The organism is Azohydromonas lata NBRC 102462 (assembly GCF_001571085.1).
Taxonomy (GTDB): Bacteria; Pseudomonadota; Gammaproteobacteria; order Burkholderiales; family Burkholderiaceae_C; genus Azohydromonas; species Azohydromonas lata.
The window spans coordinates 1-17,581 of sequence record NZ_BCTC01000001.1; the positions used below are offsets into that span (position 1 = coordinate 1).

A 17,581-nucleotide genomic window follows, 5' to 3' on the forward strand; every position below is an offset into this window, starting at 1 on the left:
TGCGTTTTCTTCGCTGAACCAACTTTGTTTTGGCTTTTTAGCCGCAGCACTTTCGAACAGCGAAGCCGCAGATTATGACGCGGTTCAGATGGAGCTGTCAACATCCTTGAGTACGCAGACACAAAATAAGCGGCTTGCCCTACTGCGAGCCCAGAGGGGCTGGTTTTCTGAAAACCACGTAAGGACCGCCGGCGCACTTGTTCCACCCGGGACAGCGCATTGCCGGCGCTGCCCTCTATCAATGCAGCGTGGACGCCTCCAGCGCGTCGTCACTGCGCGCACCCAAGCTGCTCCAGCAGCTTTGCGGGTCATCGGACTGCAGCGTTTTTTCGAGTGCGCCCTGTAACTTGCGTGTGTCGGCCCGCAGCACGCGCTGCTTGATGCCGGCGATTTGCGCCGGGTGCATAGAAAAACTGCGCAGACCCATGCCCAGTAGCAGTTCGGTGAAGGCCGGATCGCCCGCCATTTCCCCGCACACGCTCACGCCCTTGCCGAAGCGGCGCGCACAGGCGATGGTGTCCGCGATCAGCTTGAGCACTGCCGGGTGCCAGGGGTCGTACAGATGCGCCACCTGCTCGTCAGCGCGGTCTATCGCCAGCGTGTACTGAATCAGGTCGTTGGTGCCTATGGAAACGAAGTCGAAGTGACGGAAGAAGGCCGGCAGCACCATCACCGCGGCCGGCACTTCGATCATGGCGCCCACTTCCACCTCGCCAATGGAATGACCGGCGTCCAGCAACTGCTGGCGCGCGCGCGTGATGAGCTCCATGGTCTGCCGGATCTCGCGCAGGTGCACGACCATGGGCAGCAGCAGTTTGATCTTGCCATAGGCGCTGGCTCGCAGGATGGCGCGCAGTTGCTGGCGGAACATCGCCGGCTCGGCCAGGCTCCAACGTATGGCGCGCAGGCCCAGCGCCGGGTTGAGCGAGTGCTCGTGACGCAGCTCCTGCAGCGACATGCGCTCCAGCGGCTTGTCTGCCCCAATGTCCACCGTGCGTATGGTCACCGGCATCCCGCCCATGGTCTGCACCACGGCGCGGTAGGCCTCGAACTGCTCCTCTTCGCTGGGCAGCACGCCGCCACGGTTCATGAACAGGAACTCGGTGCGGAACAGGCCCACGCCCACGGCGCCGGCATCCACCGCGCCCTGCGCGTCGCTGGGCAGCTCGATGTTGGCCACCAGCTCCACGGTCTCGCCATCCAGCGTCAACGCCGGGGTGTGGCGAAGGCGGTTGAGCCGCGCGCGCTCCAGTTCGCTCTGGCGCTGGCGGAAGCGGTATTCCTCCAGGACGATGGGCGAGGGGTTGACGATGACCACGCCCGCATCACCGTCAATGACGACCCAGTCGTCCTGGCGAATGAGGCGGCTGGCCTCGCGCGCGCCCACCACTGCGGGAATGTCCATGCTGCGCGCCACGATGGCGGTGTGCGAGGTCTTGCCGCCGACGTCGGTGACGAAGCCGGTGAAGACGCTGCGCTTGAACTGCAGCATGTCGGCTGGAGCAATGTCGTTGGCCACCAGCACCAGCGGGTCTTCGCCGGCGAAGTCGCGCGCCGGTGCGGCCACGGCGGGCACGGGCACCTGGCCATCACGCGCAAGCGCTCGCAGCAGCCGCTCCGTGACCTGCTCCATGTCGGCCTTGCGGCCGCGCAGGTACTCGTCCTCCATCTCGTCGAACTGGCGGGCGATGATTTCGAGCTGCGCGGACAGTGCCCACTCGGCGTTGTAGTGGCGCTCCAGAATCCAGTGCGCGATGGCTTCGGCCAGCGCCTCGTCGTGCAGCAACATGAGGTGCACGTCCAGCAGCGCGGAAAGCTCGGTGGGCGCTTCCGGCGGCAGGTCGCGCTGCAGCGCGCTGAGCTCTGCGGCGACGGCATCGCGCGCCCGGCGCAGCCGGTCGATCTCACGGCGGGTTTGAGCGGCGGGCACAAAGTAGTGCGCCACATCCACCCGGCTGGACGCCACCAGCACCGCACGACCGATCGCGACACCGCGCGACACCGGCAGACCGAATACCTGAATGCTCATTCGAGTCACTTTATCAGTGACTCCCCCCATTCACGCTTCGGATTGGCCCGGAGCCGCCATCTCGGCGCACCCGTTGCACACGGGGCGCCGCGCAGGCGGCGCTGGCTTACTCGCCTTCGCCGAACTTGTCGTCCACCAGCGCCTTGATGGCGTCGGCGGCGGCCTGCTCGTCCGGGCCTTCGGCTTCCAGTTCGACCTGCGCGCCCAAGCCGGCGGCCAGCATCATCACGCCCATGATGCTTTTGGCATTGACGCGGCGGCCGTTGCGGGTGAGGAAGACCTCGGACTTGAAACTGGCCGCCAGCTTGGTGAGCTTGGCCGAGGCGCGGGCATGCAGGCCCAGCTTGTTGCTGATGGTCAGCGTGTTCTGAATCATGGGCGAAACGGAATCAGTCAGCAGGGGTAGGCACAGGCAACTGCATCACGCCCTGGCCGGCGCCGGCCAGGGCGCGGACCGCCAAAGCATCCAGCGGCTCGGCGGCGTAGCACAGGGCGCGCCACAACATGGGCACGTTGACGCCGGCCAACACGCGCACGCGGCGTGCGTCGGCCAGTCGCTGCGCGATGTTGCAGGGCGTGGCGCCGAAGACATCGGTAAGGACCAGCACCTCCTCGGCCCCCAGGCGCTGCAGCAGGGCGCGCGCTTGCGCCTCGGCATCCTCAGGGCGGGTATGGGGCTGCACGTCCAGGGCCAGCAGCGGTGTGCCGCTGTCCGGGAAGGCGTGCAGCGCCACGGCCTGCAGTGCGGAAGCCAGGGGCGCGTGGGCGATGAGAAGCAGTCCAGCCATGGACGGCATTATGCGCAGCGCCTGCCTGCAGACCCTGATCTCAGCCGGGTGCGCGCAGCGCATCCATGAAGGTGTGCACAGCCGGCGTGTCCGGCGTGCCGTCCAGCACCGTGGCCTGAAGCACCTGGGTGCCACGGGCAAAAAGCAGCAGTTGCGCCTGCACGGCGCTGCCGTCGGGGCGAAGGCCGCTCAGGGCGTAGCGGCGCGCTTGCGCGTTGGGCGTCATGCCCGCGACCTGCGCGGGCTCTCCGGCAGGCAGCGTGGCCTGCAGGTTGCGCGCCTGCGCCTGGGCCAGCGCAGCCAGCGCGGGCTCAACGCGTTCAGGCGTCAGCACGTCGGCCTGCGCCACGGCAAAGCGCAGCCCCGCGGCGGCGCAGGCATGCAGCGTCAACGCCACCGTCTGACCGGCCAGCGCCACGGTGCGCGTCTGGTGGTCGGGCTTGCACGGGAACAGCGCCAGCGCGCCGCCGTCCAGCCGCACCTCGCGCCAGTTCAATGCCGGTGTGCAGGCGGCAACAGCGCACAGCCCCACCACCCCCGCCAACAGCCCCGCGCCAAGACTCAGCCTTTTCATGGCGCCGGATTATCGGCAAGCCGCCCTCGCCGTTTTCCTTGCGACTGGTACGCCGACAACATGACCAATGTCAAGTCACATCAAGGCAACTGGCATAAACTGAAGTGTTTTCCTGCCAAAACCCGGGTGTTGAACATGAATCTGCGTCGTCCTCTTGTCGGTGTGGCAGCCGCCGTGGCACTGGTTGCGGGCGTGCTGGCCTGGCAAAGCATGGGCAGCCGCGAGGCGGCACCGGTGGTGAGCTACACGCTGCTGGACGGCCGCACGGCCAGCACCGAGTCGCTCAAGGGCAAGGTGGTGCTGGTGAACTTCTGGGCCACCAGCTGCACCACCTGCGTCGCGGAAATGCCGCAGATCGTCGCCACCTACAACAAGTTCAAGGACCGCGGCTTCGAAACCCTGGCCGTGGCCATGAGCTACGACCCGCCGGCCTACGTTTCCAAGTTCGCGCAGACGCGCCAGTTGCCCTTCAACGTCGCCATAGACAACACGGGCCAGATCGCCCAGCGCTTCGGCGACATCCAGCTCACACCCACCACCTTCCTGCTCGACCAGCAGGGCCGCATCGTCAAGCGCTACGTCGGGGCGCCCGACTTCGCCGCGCTGCATGCGCTGGTGGAGGATTTGCTTAAGAAGGGTTGAACCTCTTCCAGACGACAAAAAGCCGGGCACGAGTCCCGGCTTTTTTCATGGGCAGCCGTCGAAAGCCGCCCTGCTCCTGAAAACCTCAGGCCGTCGGCGCCAGCCCGGCGGCGTGCGCCTGCTGGTCCGCGTGGTAGCTGGAGCGCACCATCGCGCCCACGGCGGCGTGGGTGAAACCCATCTTGTAGGCCTCGTCCTCGAACATCTTGAAGGTGTCCGGGTGCACGTAGCGGCGCACCGGCAGGTGATGGCCGCTGGGCGCGAGGTACTGGCCCAGGGTCAGCATGTCGATGCCGTGCGCGCGCATGTCACGCATGACTTCCAGGATTTCCTCGTCCGTCTCGCCCAGGCCGACCATGAGGCCGCTCTTGGTCGGCACGCCGGGGACGGCTTCCTTGAAGCGCTGCAGCAGCGTGAGGCTGAACTGGTAGTCGGCGCCCGGGCGCGCTTCCTTGTACAGGCGCGGCACGGTCTCCAGGTTGTGGTTCATCACGTCCGGCGGCGCTTCCTTCAGGATGTCCAGCGCCTTGTCCAGTCGGCCGCGGAAGTCGGGCGTCAGCACCTCGATCTGCGTTGAAGGCGACAGCTCGCGCGTCTTGCGGATGCACTCCACGAAGTGGCCGGCACCGCCGTCGCGCAGGTCGTCGCGGTCCACGCTGGTGATGACCACGTACTTGAGCTTGAGCGCCGCAATCGTCTGCGCCAGGTTCTGCGGCTCGTTGACGTCCAGCGGGTCCGGGCGGCCGTGGCCGACGTCGCAGAACGGGCAGCGCCGCGTGCACTTGTCGCCCATGATCATGAAGGTCGCCGTGCCCTTGCCGAAGCACTCGCCGATGTTCGGGCAGGAGGCTTCCTCGCACACGGTGTGCAGCTTGTGCTCGCGCAGCGTCTGCTTGATCTCGTAGAAGCGCGTCGTGGGCGAACCGGCCTTCACGCGTATCCACTCCGGCTTCTTGAGCACTTCGGCCGGCACCACCTTGATGGGGATGCGTGAAGTCTTGGCCTGCGCCTTTTGCTTGGCGGTGGGGTCGTAGGCAGCGGGCGTCGTGGCGGCGGGAGCGGTGCCCGCAGTGACGGGCGTGGCGGGAGCGCTGGGGATTTCGGTGCTCATCGGCTCAATTGCGACTGCAGGCGCTGCGCCAGTCGCGCGGCCGCGTCATCCCATGTGGTGAAAACCCCGATTTTACCGAGGTCGATGGTTTGCAACCCCTCATAACCGCAAGGGTTGATGCGGCGGAAGGGCTCCAGGTCCATGGCGACGTTGAAGGCCACGCCGTGGTAGCTGAAGTGGCGGCTGACCTTGATGCCCAGTGCGGAAATCTTTCCCAGGCCCCGGAACTGGTCGGCCGGATCGACCGGGCCGCTGAGCGCCGCATGGCCAAACGGGTCGTCCAGCTTCACATAAATGCCCGGCGCGCCGCTGACGCGGTGGCCCGTGACGCCGTAGTCCTGCAGCACGCGCAGCACGGCCGACTCCAGCCGGAACACGTATTCGCGCACGAAGATGCCCAGCCGCTGCAGATCGATCAGCGGATAGGCCACCACCTGCCCCGGCCCGTGGTAAGTCACCTGCCCGCCGCGGTTGGTCTGCACCACGGGAATGTCGCCCGCGGCCAGCACGTGCTCGGCGCGTCCGGCCACACCCTGGGTGAATACGGGTGGGTGCTCGCAGATCCAGATCTCGTCGGCCGTGTCGGCCGTGCGCGCGTCGGTGAAAGCGCGCATCGCGGCCTCGGTGGCGGCGTAGTCGGCGTGGCCGAGCCAGCGCACCAGCGGGGCGTCGGAAGAGGAAACGGAAACGGCTTCGGTCGTCATGCGCGGCATTGTCGTTCGTACACAAACGCACACATCCAGCGGCGCCTGCGCTTCGTACATGCCCGCGCCGGCATGGTGCCGGCGCGAGGAGCGACTGATGGACCTGACCCCTTGCCGCAAGGCCGCCGCCGTAGCCGCCGCACTGTTGACGGCCGCCTGCGCGGCCCAAGCCTCCAGCCACCGCGAGGCGCCCTTCATCACCACGGCGCCCAAGGTGGACGGCACCGACTTCTACATGTTCCGCAGCTACGAGAGCGGGCGCGACGGCTACGTGACGCTGCTGGCCAACTACCTGCCGCTGCAGGACGCCTACGGCGGGCCCAACTACTTCCAGATGGACCCCAACGCGCTCTACGAGATCCACATCGACAACGACGGCGATGCGCGCGAGGACATCACCTTCATGTTCCGCTTCCGCAACCTCCTGTCCAACGGCGGGCGCGGCGCGGCGCTGCCCATAGGCGGCGAGATGGTGCCCATCCCGCTGATCCAGAGCGGCCAGGTCACCGCGCCGGGCGACCCCAGCTTGAACGTGGACCAGAAATTCAGCGTCTACGTGCGCCGCGGCGAGTCGCGCGACGGCACGTCGCAGCCGCTGACCAACGCCGCCACCGGCGCCACCTGGTTCGCCAAGCCCGTGGACAACATCGGCACCAAGACGCTGCCGGACTACGCCGGCTACGCCGAGCGCCACATCCACAGCGTGCGCGTGCCCGGCTGCGCACAGCCGGCACGGCTGTTTGCGGGCCAGCGCCGTGAGGCCTTCGCCGTCAACCTGGGGCCCATCTTCGACCTGGTCAACGCGCCGCTGGCCGTCATCACCGACCCGGCACGCACCAACGCCGCGCCCAACCCGCTGGACGACAAGAACGTCACCACGCTCGCGCTGGAAATCCACAAGAGCTGCCTGACGAAAAACGGCGATCCCGTCATCGGCGGCTGGACCAGCGCCAGCCTGCGCCAGACGCGCCAGCTCGATCCCCTGCCCGCCGCCGGGCTGCAGACGGCTGAAAAGGACCTCGAAGGCCCCTGGGTCCAGGTCTCGCGCCTGGGCATGCCCCTGGTCAACGAAGTCGTCATCGGCCTGCCCGACAAGGACCGCTTCAACGCTTCGCGGCCGCGCAGCGACGCGCAGTTCGCCCGCTACGTCACCAACCCCACGCTGCCGGCGCTGCTGGAAATTGCCCTGGCCACGCCCGGCATCGCGCCCACCAACCTGCCGCGCACGGACCTGGTGACGACCTTCCTCACCGGCATCAACGGCCTGAACCGCCCGCGCAACGTCACGCCGGCCGAGATGCTGCGCCTGAACACCGACATTCCGCCCGTGCCCTACGCGCAGCAGAATCGGCTGGGCGTGGTCGGCAACCTGCTGGCCGGCGGCAACGACAACGCGGGCTACCCCAACGGCCGCCGGCCCAAGGACGACGTGGTGGACATCTCGCTCGTGGCCGTGATGGGTGGCCTGTGCATGGCCAACGGCAACGCCAACGCGCTTGGGCTGGGCGCCGCGTGCAAGCCCGCCGCCGTGCCGCTCAAGGAAACGGCGTTCAAGCTCCACGACGCCGTGGACCAGGCCGCCGTGCCGCTGCTGACGCGCTTCCCGTATCTCAACACGCCGCTGCCGGGCGCCGGGCAGCCTTGAGCGGACACGGATTCCATGAAAAATCGAGCTGAATCCGCGCCAAACATTTCAAGTAGAACTTGAAAATCCAGCCCCCGTCCTGGCGGCTGCCGGCGCGGCGGCTCGGGGGTGGCGTCCTTCAGCCCTGTGCGGGGCACGGGTGCTGCGCCCGGGTCGCCGCACGGCGGGCCGGCGGCTTATCGTGGCGCTGTCGCGCCCCGTGCCGCTGCCGAGTCCGTTCATGAAGTATCGCTCCCTGTCCTTGCTGCGGCCGGCGGCCGCCGTGCTGGCTGCGCTGGCGTTCCAGGCGGCCACGGCTGCGCCGCCGTCGGATGTACAAGCTGCGCTGCAGGCGGCCGTGCAGGACTACGACGCCGGCCGCCTGGCGCGGGCCCGTGCGGCCTTCGAGCGGCTGTCGCGTGCGGGCGTGCCGGCGGCGGACCACAACCTGGCGGTGATGCACCTCAAGGGAGAAATGCCGCAGTCCAGCACGCAGGAGGCGCTGCGGCTGATGACGCGCGCGGCGCAGCACGGCTTCGTCACCGCGATGTTCGACTTGGGCCGGCTGCATGAAAGCGGCCAGCTCGGCCACGTGGACCTGCCCGCCGCCTACCGCTGGTACGCCCAGGCGGCCAAGGCCGGCAGCACGGCCGGACAGGTGGAAACGGGCACCGCCTTCTACCTTGGGCGCGGTGCGCCGCGCGATGCGGCGCAGGCCGCTCACTGGTTCCGTGCCGCCGCCCTGGGCGGCGACAACGGGGCGCAATACCTGCTGGCCTCCATGTACGAAGCCGGGGACGGGCTGCCCCAGGATCTGCGTTTGGCGCGCTACTGGTACGGCGCCGCGGCGGCGGGAGGCGATCCGGCCGCCGCCCTCAAGGCGCGCGCGCTCGCGCAGCGCCTGGAACAGGCCGGCGACGCCGCGGCGGCGCCGCCCGCCGGCGTCACAACACGACCTTGACCATGGGGTGCGAGGTCAGCGAGCGGTAGAGATCGTCGAGCTGCTCGCGGCTGGTGGCGGTGACGGTGACCGTCAGCCCCATGTACTTGCCACCGCTGCTGGGCCGCTTTTCCACCGAGGCGGCATCGAAGTCCGGGTCGAAGCGCAGCACCACTTCCACGATGGCCTCGACGAAGCCTTCCACGTGCACGCCCATCACCTTGATGGGAAAGGCGCTCGGGTACTCGATGAGGGAATCGCGGGGCGTGGCGGCAGTGTTCATGGCTTGGCTTCGGTGAGCGGCCTTGTGGGCCGCGCAATGAAAGACGGGCGCGGCAAGGACCGCGCCCGACTGTGGAAATGGGGCGTTTCAGATGGATTGCAAGGCCTTGGCACGCTGGTAGGCCTCGTAGAGCCGGCCATAGACCGGGCCGGGCTTGCCGCGCAGCGCGCCGTGGCCGACGAGCTCGCCGTCCAGCCGCGTCACCGGCAGCACCTCGCGCGCGGCGGAGCTCAGCAGGATTTCGTCGGCGGCGCGCAAATCGGCCTCGGGGATGGGGCGCAGGTTGTAGGCCAAGCCCACCTCCTCGCACAGCTCGCGCAGCAGCTCGTAGCGAATGCCTTCGAGCACGTGCTCGCTCTTGGGCGGCCCAAGCAGCGCGCCCTCGTGGACGATCCAGACGTTGCTGGCCGAGCCCTCGGTGAGATAGCTGATGCCGCTGGCGGCTTCGCGCAGCAGGATGGTTTCGCTCGCGCCATGGTCAGCGGACATCTGCCGCGCCAGCACGTTGCCCAGCAGCGACGTGACCTTGAGGTCGCAGCGCTCCCAGCGGAAGTCCCGCGCCGTGATGCAGGCCACGCCCTGGTGGCGCTGCTCCGGCGTGGGCGCGCGCGTCGGGGTGCTCATCATGAAGACCGTGGGCGTGAGCCCTTCCGGCATCACGTGGTCGCGCGGCGCCACGCCGCGTGTGACCTGCAGGTACAGCGACTGGTCCTCGCCCTCCTGCGCCGCGATCAGCCGCCGCGCATGCGAGAGCCACTGCTCGCGCGTGAAAGGGTTGCCGATGCGCAGCCGGCCCAGGTTGCGCTCCAGCCGCGCCATGTGGTCGTCGAAGCGAAAGAGCCGCCGGCCGTACACCGGCAGCACCTCGTACACCCCGTCGCCGAAGATAAAGCCGCGGTCCAGCACGGGGATGCGGGCCTCGGCCAGCGGCAGGAACTCGCCATTGAGAAAGCACAGGCTCTCGGGTTGGATGGGCGCTGGATGCATCGCGGTTCCTCCTTCTCCTGGCCGGGGCGGCGAGCGGGTCAGATTACTTGATCCACAGGCGCAGCGCATCCCAGCTGCGGCCCAAGAAGCCGGCCTGCTCCACGGGCTCCAGCACCACCAGCGGCACCTCGGCCACCGACGTGCCCGCGCGGGTGCTGACCTTGACGGTGCCCACGCGCTGGCCCTGGGCCAGCGGGGCCACCAGCGGGTCGCTGCGCTCGACCTTGGTCTGCAGCTGCTGGCCTTCGCCCTTGGGCACGGTCACCACCACGCCGGCGGCGGCACCCAGCTTGGCCTCGCGCGTGGCGCCCTTCCAGACTTCGGGAGTGACGATGGCCTTGCCCGGCTCGAACAGGCGCACGTTGTCGAAGGCGCCGTAGCCCCAGTTGAGCAGCTTCTGGCTTTCGCTGGCGCGGGCCTCGCGGGAGTCCGTGCCCAGCACCACCGACAGCAGCCGGCGCTTGCCGTTGGGGAAGTCGCGGTTGGCGCTGGCCACCAGGCAATAGCCGGCGGCGTCGGTGTAGCCGGTCTTCATGCCGTCCACGGTCGGGTCGCGGCGCAGCAGCAGGTTGCGGTTGTCCTGGCGGATCTTGTTGTAGGTGTAGTCCTTGAGCGCGTAGTACGGGTAGTACTCGGGGAAGTCGCGAATGATGCGGCCGGCGATGACGCCCAGGTCACGCGGCGTGCTGCGGTGGCCGGGCTCGGTGATGCCGGTGACGTTCTTGAACGAGGTGTTCTTCAGGCCGAAAGCCTGGGCCTGGCGGTTCATCATGGCCACGAAGGCGTCCACGGAACCGGCCACGCCCTCGGCCAGCGCCACCGAGGCGTCGTTGCCGGACTGCACGATCATCCCGCGCAGCAGCTCATCGACCTTGGGGCTCATGGTGGTGTCAATGAACATCACCGAGGCGCCGCCCTTGCGCTCGTTCCAGGCGCGCTGGCTCACCGGCAGCGTCTGCTCCAGGGTGAGCTTCTTCTCGCGCAGCGCGGTGAAGACCACGTAGGCGGTCATGAGCTTGGTGAGCGAGGCCGGGTCGGCCGGCGCGTCGGCCTCGCGCTCGGCCAGGGTCTGGCCGCTGGAGAGGTCCATCAGGATGTACTGGCGCGCGGCGATCTCGGGCGGCTGCGGCGCCTGGGCAAAACAGGAAAGTGCCAGCGGCAAGGCCAGCAGGAAGGCGATCAGGCGTTTCATGGGGTGGTTCGGGTAGGGGCAACAACAACGCGGCGCGCCGCCCGCAAGACGACGGGCACGCGCCGAAAAAAACTGGAAAAGCGGTTCAGCCCGCCAGGTGGCGCAGGACGATGGCCTTGAGCAGCGGCAACTGGCCGTGGAAGAAGTGGCCGACGCCGGGCACCACCACCACGGGCAGCGCTTGCGGGCGGGCCCAGTCCAGCGTGGACGACAGCGGCACGACCTCGTCCTGCTCGCCGTGCACCACCAGGGTACCGGCGGGCACCTGGGCGACTTCGAAGCGGCTGGTGGCCGGGCCGACCAGCAACAGGTGCTGTGCCGCGGGCGCCACGCGCTGCGCGGCCTGCGAGGCGACGTAGCCGCCGAAGGAGAAGCCCCCCAGCAGCAGCGGCTCCTCGCCCTGGCGGCAGGCGGCGATGACGGCCAGCGCGTCCTCGACCTCGCCGCGGCCCTCGTCCCAGGCGCCGCGCGAGGTGCCCACGCCACGGAAGTTGAAGCGCACGGTGCGCCAGCCCAGTTGCACGCAGGCGCGCGCCAGCGTCTGCACCACCTTGTTGTCCATGGTGCCGCCGTGCAGCGGGTGCGGGTGGCAGATCACGGCCAGGCCGCGGGCGCTCGTCCCTTCGGCGGGCGCGTCCAGCGCGCATTCGAGCTCGCCGGCCGGGCCGGGAATGCGCAGGCGTTGGGTGTGGACGTTCATCAGCGGCCCACGTCCGGCGGCAGCACCAGCCGCTCGACGACGCGGCCGTTCTTGAGATGGGACTCGACGATCTCGTCGATGTCCTCCTTGTCCACGAAGGTGTACCAGGTGGCTTCCGGGTAGACCACCGCCACCGGGCCGCCGGCGCAGCGGTCCAGGCAGCCGGCCTTGTTCACGCGCACCCCGCCCGGGCCCGCCAGCCCGGCGGCCTTCACGCGCGCCTTGCAGTGGTCAAAGGCGCCTTGCGCGTCGTGCTGCGCGCAGGCGGCCTCCCCGTTCTCCCGCGCATTCAGGCAGAAGAAAATGTGGTGCTTGTAGTAGCTCATCCCCGGGATTGTAGGGACGGGTTTTTCCTTACAAGCGGTCACCGGAAAAGATGCCTCATCCGGCCGTGATGCCCGTCGCGCAAGGCTTTTTCGGTGCAGACGCCGCGGGCGGCGCCGTCAGGAATCAGGCCTCGCCGCGCGCGGCCACGCGCAGCAGCAGCCAGCCCGCGGCGGCGTAGGGCCACAGCCAGCCTATCCAGCGCGCCAGGCCGTGAAAGCGGATGAAGCGCCCCTGCGACCAGGCCTGCAGGCTTTGCGCGTAGTAGGCGTTGTCCGGCGCCTGCGCCACCACGGCCACCAGCGCGGTGAGCACCATCAGGCCCACGGTGGCGGCCAGGCGTGGCGGCATCAGCGTGCACGCCAACGCCGCCAGCAGCCCAAGCGCCAGCCCGGGCAGCGTGGCCGGCGTGAGCCAGGCCCAAGCATGCTCGGGGCCGAAGTTCAGCGCCGTGGACAGCGTGCTCACCGCCAGCGCCAGCGCCAAGGCGCCCAAGGTCACCACGGCGCGGCGCGCGCGCGAGCGCATGGCGGCAAAGGCCACGAGGCATGGGCCCAGCAGCCCAAGCGCGATGGCCAGCGTCTCCGTGGCCCGCGACAGCGGCGCGCGCTCGGCCTGCGCCGGGCGCAGCCAGGGCTCGGCCAGCTCCTCCCACGGCGTGTTCTCCACCGCGGCGCTGGCCAGGTCGCGCAGCTCGTCCCAGCACTGGCCCAGGCCCAGCGGCACGGGCGCGGGGAACAGCAGCCCAAGCGGCCACAGCAGCAGCAGCGCCAGCGCGCCGGCGCTGGCCGGGATGAACCAGCGGTCTCGCAGCGGCTGCCACACCCGCAACACGCCCAGCGCCTGCAGCGCCCCGCCCAACAGCGCCCCCACCACGCCGCCGCCCGCGTTGAGCAGCCAGTCCTCGCGGCTGGGCACGCGGTCAGGCAGGAAGTTCTGCGTCACCTCCATCGCGTAGGACAGCAGCGCGGGCAGCAGCGCCGCCAGCAGCAGCGCCCAACCCCAGCGCCAGCCGCTGCGCACCCCGGCGCCGTAAAGCAGCGCCCCCAAGGGCATGTAGCCGATGAAGTTGGCCCACAGGTCGAAGGCGATGAAGTAGTGCGAGCCGGGCAGCACCAGCAGCGACTGCAGCGACTGCCCAGGCGGCCAGCGCCAGCCGCTGAAGGGGTACAGGCTCGCGTACACGATGAGCAGCGCGAAGGCGGCCGTCAGCGGCACGGCGGAACTGCGCGGGCGCGACATCAGCGTCTCGTGCGCATCTGGCGTTGCGAACGCAACGCAGCAGGTTGAAAGCGGAGCGCCTTGCGGACTGCCACGGCAGGGATCAGAAGGGCTTGACCACCACCAGGATCACGATGACCGTGAACAGCAGCACCGACACCTCGTTGAACACGCGGAACCACCGGTGGCTGCGCTGGTTGTCATGCTTCTCGAAGCGCCGCAGCATGCCGCGGCAGGCATGGTGGTAGCCGATCACGCCCACCACCAGCGCCAGTTTCGCGTGCAACCAGCCGTTGCCCGGGCCGCGCCCAATGCCGATGCCCAGCCACAGCCACAGGCCCAGCGCGATGGCCGGCACCATGAGCATGCTGCTGAAGCGGTAGAGCTTGTGCGCCATGAGCAGCAGCCGCTCACGCTCGGCATGCGAATCCGCCGGCACCATGGCCAGGTTCACGAACAGCCGCGGCAGGTAGAACAGGCCGGCAAACCAGCTGGCCACAAAGACAATGTGCAGGGCCTTGACCCACAGGTACGCAGAGCTCATGCGGCGCATTATGGGCAGTGCCTGCTGGCGGACTGATGCGCTGCGGCAAGCAAGCCTTGCGTGGCGGGCAAAAAAGAAAGCCCCGGGGAACGCCCGGGGCCGCAAGCCTTGCGCTGTCATGACGTCAAGGCACCTGCTCAGGGAGGAAAAGCAGGGAATGACGCCTCGCGGCTATCATTCAAGTTCCAGTCTAGCAGGCGCTTGCCTGCCCAAAGCGGGCCGGTCACGAGGGCTTACGGGCCTTTCATTCGCCACGCGGCTGCACCGGTTCCGCGCTCCGCATCAAGGACGCTTTCGCCGTGCATATCCTGCCTCCCTTCCCCGCCAGCCGGCCGCGCCGCCTGCGCCGCGACGAGTTCACCCGCGCACTGGTGCGCGAACACCGCCTGGCACCGCAGGACCTGATCCTGCCGGTGTTCCTGCTCGATGGCACCAACCGCGTCGAGGACGTGCCCAGCATGCCCGGCGTGCAGCGCATGAGCCTGGACAAGCTCCTCGGCGTGGCCGAGCAGTGCGTGTCGCTGGGCGTGCCGGTGATGGCGCTGTTCCCGGTCATCGATAGCGCGCTCAAGACGCCTGACGGCCGCGAGGCCGCCAACCCCGACGGCCTGGTGCCGCGCGCGGTGCGCGAGCTCAAGGCGCGTTTCCCGCAGCTGGGCCTGCTCACCGACGTGGCGCTGGACCCCTACACCAGCCACGGGCAGGACGGCCTGCTCGACGAAACGGGATACATCCTCAACGATGCCACCGTGGCCATGCTCAAGGCCCAGGCCCTGGCGCAGGCCCAGGCCGGCGTGGACATCGTGGCCCCCAGCGACATGATGGACGGCCGCATCGGCGCCATCCGCAACGCGCTGGAAGAGGCGGGCCTGGTGCACACCCGCATCATGGCCTACAGCGCCAAGTACGCCAGCGCCTTCTACGGACCCTTCCGCGACGCCGTGGGCAGCGCGGGCAACCTGGGCAAGGCCGACAAGAAGGTCTATCAAATGGACCCGGGCAACAGCGACGAGGCGCTGCGCGAGGTAGCGCTGGACATCGCCGAGGGCGCCGACATGGTCATGGTCAAGCCCGGCATGCCTTACCTGGACATCGTCCGCCGCGTGAAGGACGAGTTCCGCGTGCCCACCTTCGCCTATCAGGTCAGCGGCGAGTACGCCATGCTCAAGGCGGCCGCGGCCAACGGCTGGCTGGACCACGACGCGGTGATGATGGAGTCGCTGCTGGCCTTCCGCCGCGCCGGCGCCGACGGCGTGCTCACCTACTTCGCCCTGGACGCCGCCCGCCTGCTGCGCGCGCGCTGACACACGCACGCACGCCGATGCGCCTGCTCTACGTCAGCGCCGAGGGCGCGGTGGCGCTGCAGGCGCTGCCCTCGACGCTGCCGCTGGAAGGATTCATTTGGGTCCACTGCGAGCGCCCGGGCTTCGAGGCCGCCGTGCCCGCGCTGCAGGCCGCCCTGCAGCGCTGGGACTGCGGGCCGCTGGTGGAGCTGCACGTCTCCGACCTGCTCAACGCGCATCTGCCCAGCCACTTCGATTACACGTCCTGGTACGACCTGCTGGTGTTCCGCCGCCTCACGGCCACCACACCGGAAGCCCCCCCGGGCGGCAACGGGAGCCCTGGCGCCGGCAGCGCCAACGGGTCCGGTGGCAGCGGCGGCGCGACGGCCACCCCGGCCCCCGCCGCGCAGCCCGGTCCGGCCCTGGTGGACACCAGCCCGGTGGGCTTCGCCATCTACGACCGCGTCCTGGTGACCGTGCACCCGGCGCAGTGCCCGGTGCGGGCCTACTTCGAACGCCGGCTCACGGCGCCGGGGGGCATGCGCGAGCGCGGCGGCCCGCGCCTGCCGGTCAGCCCGGCGGACCTGATGCTGCGCATGGTCAACCACATGGTGGACAGCTACCTGGACCTGCGCCGGCTGCTCACGCGCCAGCTCGGCGCGCTGCAGCAGGCGCTGCTGCATCCGCGCAGCCGCTTCCACGACTGGCAGGTGCTGCTGGACGCGCGCAACGCGCTGCACCTGCTGGAGGACACCTGCGAGGACCAGCGCGCCGCCGTCCAGGAGTGGATTGACGGGCTGGAGGAGCAACCGCCGCCAGCCGGCGCCCAATCCGCGCGCGAGTTCGAGCTGCTCAAGGTGCGCTCGCGCGACGTGCAGGAGCACATCGAGCGCGTGCTCTCCCACGTGCGGCGGCTGGAGCAGTCGGCCGAGACGGCGGTGCAGATGCACTTCTCCGCCCTGGGCCACCGCACCAACGACATCATGCGCACGCTCACCGTGCTCACGGCCATCTTCCTGCCGCTGAACCTGATCACGGGCTTCTTCGGCATGAACTTCGACGCGCTGCCGCTCATCCACTCCGGCACGGGCGTGTGGATCGCCGTGGCGCTGATGGCGGCGCTGGGCGTGGGCCTGGGCGCGTTCTTCTGGCGCAAGCGCTACCTGGGGACGACGCGGCGCTGACGGCGCCGCACCCTGGGCGTCAGGCCGCGGCGTAGGGGTCGTGCAGGCCCAGGCCGAGCAGGATGCGTGTCTCCAGCGCCTCCATCTCCTGGGCCTCTTCCTCTTCCTCGTGGTCAAAGCCCTGCGCGTGCAGCGCGCCGTGCACCAGCAGGTGCGCGTAGTGGTCGGCCAGGGGCAGCTTCATTTCCGCCGCCTCGCGCGCCACCACCGGGGCGCACAGCACCAGGTCGGCCACCACCACGGGCTCGTGCGCGTAGTCGAAGGTGAGCACGTTGGTGGCGTAGTCCTTGCCGCGGAACTCGCGGTTGAGCTGGCGGCCCTCCTCCTCGCCGACGATGCGTACGGTGATCTCGGCGGGCAGCTCGTCCAGCGCGGCGCGTATCCAGCGGCGCACCTTGTGGCGCGGCAGCTCGGCGCGGTGCGCGGCATCGGCAAACTGCAGCGACAGGCTCAGCTCGGGTTTTGCGGTGGCCATCAGCGCTCTCCCCGGGCGTCAGCAGCCTCGTAGGCCTGGACGATGCGGGCCACCAGCGGGTGGCGCACCACGTCGGCGGCGGTGAAGCGCGTCATGGCGATGCCGCGCACGCGCTGCAGCACGCGTTCGGCATCCACCAGGCCGCTGGTCATGCCCTTGGGCAGGTCGATCTGGCTGGTGTCGCCCGTGACCACGCACTTGCTGCCGAAGCCTATGCGGGTGAGGAACATCTTCATCTGCTCCGGCGTGGTGTTCTGCGCCTCGTCCAGGATGACGAAGGCGTGGTTGAGCGTGCGCCCGCGCATGAAGGCCAGCGGCGCGATCTCCAGCGTCGCGCGCTCGAAGGCCTTGGTGACGCGGTCGAACCCCATGAGGTCATACAGCGCGTCGTAGAGCGGACGCAGGTAGGGGTCCACCTTCTGCGTGAGGTCGCCGGGCAGGAAGCCCAGCCGTTCGCCGGCCTCCACCGCCGGGCGGGTGAGGATGATGCGCTGCACCTGGCTGCGCTCCAGCGCGTCCACCGCGCAGGCCACGGCCAGGAACGTCTTGCCCGTGCCTGCCGGGCCCAGGCCGAAGGTGATGTCGTGCGACAGGATGTGCTTGAGGTACTGCACCTGGTTGGGCGTGCGGCCCTGCAGGTCGGCGCGCCGGGTGTGCAGGACGACCTCGCCGTCGGGCGTGGCGCCCTCGGCGCCAGCGGGCGCGGCGTCGCTGCTGGCGGCTTCGGCCAGCGCCAGTTGCAGCATCTCCGGCGGGATGGGCTTGCCGGCGCGCTCGTACAGGCGCTGCAGCAGCGCGGCGGCGCGCTCGGCCTCGCGCTTGGTGCCCTCGATGCGGAAGGACTCGTTGCGCCGCGAGAGCTTGACGCCCAACGCGTCCTCGATGGCGCGCAGGTGCTCGTCCGTGGCGCCGCACAAGTGCGACAGGCGCTCGTTGTCGAGCGGAATGAAGGCGTGGCGCAGGATCAAGGGACTGC

General features: G+C 69.3%; 20 protein-coding genes. 5 read left to right on the top strand and 15 right to left on the bottom strand.

Translation table 11 applies throughout. The features are described from left to right. Positions 1-238 precede the first annotated feature (238 nt). The 4 genes from ptsP to ALA01S_RS00020 form a co-directional block, all read right to left on the bottom strand. Positions 239-2,029 carry a phosphoenolpyruvate--protein phosphotransferase gene (ptsP, locus tag ALA01S_RS00005; RefSeq protein ID WP_066330465.1) on the bottom strand — a complete coding sequence of 597 codons (1,791 nt, stop codon included), beginning with the start codon at positions 2,027-2,029 and terminating at the stop codon, positions 239-241. Positions 2,030-2,135: 106 nt separating this feature from the next. Further along, a complete protein-coding gene (locus tag ALA01S_RS00010; protein ID WP_066330467.1) occupies positions 2,136-2,405 on the bottom strand; it encodes an HPr family phosphocarrier protein in 270 nt (89 codons plus the stop codon). A 13-nt stretch (positions 2,406-2,418) separates the two neighbouring features. Then, positions 2,419-2,817, bottom strand: a complete 399-nt coding sequence (locus tag ALA01S_RS00015) for a PTS sugar transporter subunit IIA (RefSeq protein WP_066330739.1) — start codon at positions 2,815-2,817, stop codon at positions 2,419-2,421. Positions 2,818-2,857: 40 nt separating this feature from the next. After that, on the bottom strand, positions 2,858-3,391 hold the full coding sequence (locus tag ALA01S_RS00020) for a hypothetical protein (protein ID WP_157118672.1): 534 nt from the start codon (positions 3,389-3,391) through the stop codon (positions 2,858-2,860). 135 nt (positions 3,392-3,526) lie between these two features. On the opposite strand from ALA01S_RS00020, the gene ALA01S_RS00025 reads away from it, so the two are divergent. Beyond that, positions 3,527-4,033: a TlpA disulfide reductase family protein gene (locus ALA01S_RS00025; protein WP_157118673.1), complete on the top strand. Its 507-nt coding sequence runs from the start codon at positions 3,527-3,529 to the stop codon at positions 4,031-4,033. Positions 4,034-4,118: 85 nt separating this feature from the next. Here ALA01S_RS00025 and lipA read toward each other — a convergent pair whose 3' ends face one another. Both lipA and lipB read right to left on the bottom strand, forming a co-directional pair. After that, positions 4,119-5,144: a lipoyl synthase gene (gene lipA, locus ALA01S_RS00030; RefSeq protein ID WP_066330469.1), complete on the bottom strand. Its 1,026-nt coding sequence runs from the start codon at positions 5,142-5,144 to the stop codon at positions 4,119-4,121. After that, complete coding sequence (gene lipB, locus ALA01S_RS00035) at positions 5,141-5,848, bottom strand: lipoyl(octanoyl) transferase LipB (RefSeq protein ID WP_066330742.1); 708 nt, start codon at positions 5,846-5,848, stop codon at positions 5,141-5,143. Before lipB ends, lipA begins: the two co-directional genes overlap by 4 nt. A gap of 97 nt (positions 5,849-5,945) precedes the next feature. Here lipB and ALA01S_RS00040 point away from each other — a divergent pair, with 97 nt between their 5' ends. Further along, positions 5,946-7,493: a DUF4331 domain-containing protein gene (locus ALA01S_RS00040; RefSeq protein ID WP_066330471.1), complete on the top strand. Its 1,548-nt coding sequence runs from the start codon at positions 5,946-5,948 to the stop codon at positions 7,491-7,493. Positions 7,494-7,713: 220 nt separating this feature from the next. Beyond that, positions 7,714-8,433 carry a tetratricopeptide repeat protein gene (locus ALA01S_RS00045; RefSeq protein ID WP_157118674.1) on the top strand — a complete coding sequence of 240 codons (720 nt, stop codon included), beginning with the start codon at positions 7,714-7,716 and terminating at the stop codon, positions 8,431-8,433. Here the strand turns inward: ALA01S_RS00045 and ALA01S_RS00050 are convergent. The 7 genes from ALA01S_RS00050 to ALA01S_RS00080 all read right to left on the bottom strand — a co-directional run bounded on the left by ALA01S_RS00050 (position 8,417) and on the right by ALA01S_RS00080 (position 13,663). Next, on the bottom strand, positions 8,417-8,695 hold the full coding sequence (locus ALA01S_RS00050) for a DUF493 family protein (RefSeq protein WP_066330474.1): 279 nt from the start codon (positions 8,693-8,695) through the stop codon (positions 8,417-8,419). The genes ALA01S_RS00045 and ALA01S_RS00050 overlap by 17 nt on opposite strands. A gap of 87 nt (positions 8,696-8,782) precedes the next feature. Further along, a complete protein-coding gene (locus ALA01S_RS00055) occupies positions 8,783-9,682 on the bottom strand; it encodes a D-amino acid aminotransferase (protein WP_066330475.1) in 900 nt (299 codons plus the stop codon). 43 nt (positions 9,683-9,725) lie between these two features. Beyond that, positions 9,726-10,874, bottom strand: a complete 1,149-nt coding sequence (locus tag ALA01S_RS00060) for a D-alanyl-D-alanine carboxypeptidase family protein (protein WP_066330476.1) — start codon at positions 10,872-10,874, stop codon at positions 9,726-9,728. Between the two features lie 85 nt (positions 10,875-10,959). Then, positions 10,960-11,574: an alpha/beta hydrolase gene (locus tag ALA01S_RS00065; protein WP_066330478.1), complete on the bottom strand. Its 615-nt coding sequence runs from the start codon at positions 11,572-11,574 to the stop codon at positions 10,960-10,962. Continuing rightward, on the bottom strand, positions 11,574-11,900 hold the full coding sequence (locus ALA01S_RS00070) for a (2Fe-2S) ferredoxin domain-containing protein (RefSeq protein ID WP_066330479.1): 327 nt from the start codon (positions 11,898-11,900) through the stop codon (positions 11,574-11,576). The genes ALA01S_RS00065 and ALA01S_RS00070 overlap by 1 nt, the downstream gene beginning before the upstream one ends. 124 nt (positions 11,901-12,024) lie before the next feature. Then, entirely contained in the window at positions 12,025-13,140 is a 1,116-nt protein-coding gene (locus ALA01S_RS00075) for a VanZ family protein (RefSeq protein ID WP_066330480.1), read from the bottom strand. Positions 13,141-13,222: 82 nt separating this feature from the next. After that, positions 13,223-13,663: a CopD family protein gene (locus ALA01S_RS00080; protein ID WP_066330744.1), complete on the bottom strand. Its 441-nt coding sequence runs from the start codon at positions 13,661-13,663 to the stop codon at positions 13,223-13,225. Between the two features lie 299 nt (positions 13,664-13,962). Between ALA01S_RS00080 and hemB the strand changes: the two genes are divergently transcribed. Together hemB and ALA01S_RS00090 are read left to right on the top strand one after the other, a co-directional pair. Beyond that, positions 13,963-14,967 (top strand): porphobilinogen synthase, encoded by a 1,005-nt coding sequence (gene hemB, locus ALA01S_RS00085; protein ID WP_066330481.1) that lies wholly within the window; start codon positions 13,963-13,965, stop codon positions 14,965-14,967. Positions 14,968-14,984: 17 nt separating this feature from the next. Further along, positions 14,985-16,130 (top strand): magnesium transporter CorA family protein, encoded by a 1,146-nt coding sequence (locus tag ALA01S_RS00090; RefSeq protein WP_066330484.1) that lies wholly within the window; start codon positions 14,985-14,987, stop codon positions 16,128-16,130. A 19-nt stretch (positions 16,131-16,149) separates the two neighbouring features. On the opposite strand, the gene ybeY is transcribed toward ALA01S_RS00090, so the two are convergent. Both ybeY and ALA01S_RS00100 read right to left on the bottom strand, forming a co-directional pair. Continuing rightward, the gene (gene ybeY, locus ALA01S_RS00095; protein WP_066330486.1) at positions 16,150-16,605 is read right to left on the bottom strand and encodes an rRNA maturation RNase YbeY; all 456 of its coding nucleotides are present in this window, start codon (positions 16,603-16,605) and stop codon (positions 16,150-16,152) included. Then, positions 16,605-17,573, bottom strand: a complete 969-nt coding sequence (locus ALA01S_RS00100) for a PhoH family protein (protein WP_066330488.1) — start codon at positions 17,571-17,573, stop codon at positions 16,605-16,607. The genes ybeY and ALA01S_RS00100 overlap by 1 nt, the downstream gene beginning before the upstream one ends. Positions 17,574-17,581 lie beyond the last annotated feature (8 nt).